The following is a 3,051-nucleotide window of genomic DNA, read 5'->3' on the forward strand; positions in this document are numbered from 1 at the left end:
CCCTAAAACCCCCCGAACGCCCGCTGCACGTGCGCCGTAAACTTCTCCGCATCCATGTAGCCGACCACGCGTTGGCGCGCGAGCTCCTGGCCGTCGGTGCCGAAGAACAGGATGGCCGGTGGGCCGTACAGGCCGAAGTGCTTGAGCAGCGCCTTGTCGACGTCGTCGTTGGCGGTCACGTCGGCCTTCAGCGTGACGACGTTGCCGAGCGCGGCCTGCACGCCGCTGTTGCTGAAGGTGTTCTTGATCATGCGATGGCAGTCGGTACACCACTCGGCGAAGAAATCCAGCATCACACCCTTGCCCTGCGCGCTGGCCTGACGTACTTCGCGCTCCAGGTCCTCCACGGACTTGATCTTGCGGAATTCCACCTGGGTGCGGGCGGTCGCCATCGTCGCATTGCCGGAGAATGCAGCGCCGCGCAGCGGCTGCAGCACATCGCGCCCGCCGGTGGCCACGCCGACGAGCTGCAGCCCACCGTAGACCAGCAGGATCAGGCCGAGGCCCTTCCAGAGCTTGTGCCAGCCGGTGGCGTCCACGTCCAGCGCGTCGAGTGCGCCCATGTATACCGCGCTGATGATCAGCAGCCCGGCCCACAAGGCCATCGAGACTGACACCGGCAGGATGCGTTCCAGCATCCAGATGGCGACCGCGAGCAGCATCACACCGAAGACGGCCTTGACGATGTTCATCCAGCCACCCGCCTTGGGCAGGTACTTGCCCGCACCCGTGCCGATGATCAGCAGCGGCACGCCCATGCCCATGCTCAACGCAAACAGCGCGGCCCCACCCAGGTACGGGTCGCCGGACTGGCTGATGTAGATGAGCGCACCGGCCAGCGGCGCGGCCACGCAGGGGCCGACGATCAGCGCCGACAGGAAGCCCATGATCGCGACGCCCGTGAGCGAGCCGCTCTTCTGCCGGCCGCTGACCTGGCTCAGTTTGCTCTGCAGCGAGGCCGGCATCTGCAGTTCGTAGAAACCGAACATCGACAGGGACAGCAACACGAACACGGCGGCGAAGCTGCCCAGGATCCAGGGGTTCTGGAAGGCCGCCTGCAGGTTCTCGCCCGACAGTCCGGCGGCGACACCCGCACCGGTATAGGTCAGGGCCATGGCCAGCACGTAGATCAGCGACAGGGTAAAGGCGCGGCCGGTGGTGATCTTCTCGCCCTGACCGATGATGATGCTCGACAGGATGGGGATCATCGGGAACACGCAGGGAGTGAACGACAACAGCAGGCCGAAGCCGAAGAAGGTCAGCATGGTCAGCAGCACATTGCCGCTGGCCAGTCGCGCGGCGATGCGGTCCTGCTCGGCGAGCGGGGCGGACGTGTCCGCGGCCGTCGTCATCGCCGCGGCGACCGGAGCTGCCGTGGTTGGGGGTGCGGCGGCTGCCGTGCCGATGCCCAGCGCGGCGGGCAGGTCGACGACCAGATCCTTGGTCTGCGGCGGATAGCAGATGCCCGCCTCGGCGCAGCCTTGGTAACCGAGCGTCACGCGTGCGGCGGTCGGCGCAGTCGACGTACGGGTGAGCGGGACACGCGCCTCGACGCCGTCGTGATAGACCTCGACCCGCCCGAAGGTCTCGTCGTCCTTGATCTCGCCGGCCGGGAACTGCGCGGGCTGTAACGCGATGCCCGCGCCGTCCTCCAGCGTGATGCGGAGCTTGTCGCGGTAGAGATAGTAGTCTTTCGCGATGTCCCAGCGCACGATGAGCGCCGTGCCGTCGGGGCTGGCGATTACCGAGGGCTGAAAGGCGATCTCGGGATCGAGGAAGTCGTTGCCGTCGCCGAAGCCGAAGCCGAGATCACGGCCGAGATCGCGACCGAAGGCGGACAGTTTTTCGAGGGGGTCGGCGGCCGCTTTATCGGTTTTCGTGGCCGTTGCGGCAGCGGCGACCGGGGCCGCCGCTGCGAGGTCGAGTTGGGCGGTCTGGGTATGGGGTGGATAGCAGATGCCCAGATCGGCGCAGCCCTGCGAAATGGCGACGAGTTTCAGTTCGGCGGGTGCGCCGGCGGCGCGCAGCACCGGGATGTCGATGGGTACGGCGCCGCGGTAGATCTCCACCCGGCCGAAGAACTCGTCGTCCGTGACCTTGCCATCCGGAAAGACCGGTGCGCCGAGGGTGATGCCGGGGGTATCGGATTTGAGCTGGATGCGGCTGCGGTACATATAGTAGCCGTCGGCCACCTGCCACTCGACCCGGACACGCTCGGGCCCCGTGACACGCGCGTCGAAGGCGAAGGCCTTATCCGGTTCCAGCAGTTCGTCGTCCCCCCATTGCGCCGACGCCAGGCCCGGCGCGGTCAACCACAGCAGGACGACAAGGAAGGAGAAGATGCGCGGGTGGGTTCGGGTCATGGAGTCGTATCCAGGCTGCTGTCGATGCTGCTATCTATCCAGGCGAGGTAGGCGGCCAGGCCGTCACTCACTGGGACAGCAATAATTTCAGGAAGTTCATAAGGATGCCGGGCCTGCAAGACATCGCGCAGGGCCTCGAACCGGTCCTGCCGCGTCTTGATGAGCAGCAGACATTCGGTGTCGCGCTGCACCGCGCCCTGCCACCGGTAGACCGAGGTCAGGCCGGGCACGATGTTCACACACGCGGCGAGCCGGTCTGCCACCAGCCCCTCTGCCAACGCGGCACCCTGGTCGGCGTCCGGTACCGTGCACAGCACGATGCAGTGGGAATCAGGCATAGCGGCAAGATACTGGATGGCCGGGTGGAGTGAAAGCCTCGGGAATGGAGACGGCGCATCGCCGGGTGGTATTCCTTCGCGTGAGGAGTGAGGCGTGAGGCGTTAGGCGCAAAAGACAAACCCTTTTTAGCCACGGAAAGACACGGAAAGACACGGAAAGTTATGAATGTAAAAGCCGAGATAGCAATCGCAGTTTGCTTGGAGCTAGTCGACAAACCTCATCCGCTGATCGCGCAGTTTGAGCACTGGGCCTTTACATTAGTATTTTCCGTGTCTTTCCGTGGCTAAAATCGGGTTTGGGGTTTGGATTTTGCTCCTCACTCCTCCCGCTTGAACTCCCCCTCCAGGGT

General features: G+C 65.1%; 2 protein-coding genes. Both read right to left on the reverse strand.

Annotation, left to right across the window (positions count from 1 at the left end):
* Positions 1-2 precede the first annotated feature (2 nt).
* Entirely contained in the window at positions 3-2,363 is a 2,361-nt protein-coding gene (locus tag K8I04_00720; GenBank protein ID MBZ0070245.1) for a protein-disulfide reductase DsbD, read from the reverse strand.
* Positions 2,360-2,701, reverse strand: coding sequence for a divalent-cation tolerance protein CutA (locus K8I04_00725; GenBank protein ID MBZ0070246.1), 342 nt, complete (start codon positions 2,699-2,701; stop codon positions 2,360-2,362). Before K8I04_00725 ends, K8I04_00720 begins: the two co-directional genes overlap by 4 nt.
* Positions 2,702-3,051: the final 350 nt, after the last annotated feature.

The sequence above is a fragment of the Gammaproteobacteria bacterium genome, assembly GCA_019911805.1.
GTDB lineage: Bacteria > Pseudomonadota > Gammaproteobacteria > Thiohalobacterales > Thiohalobacteraceae > JAHJQQ01.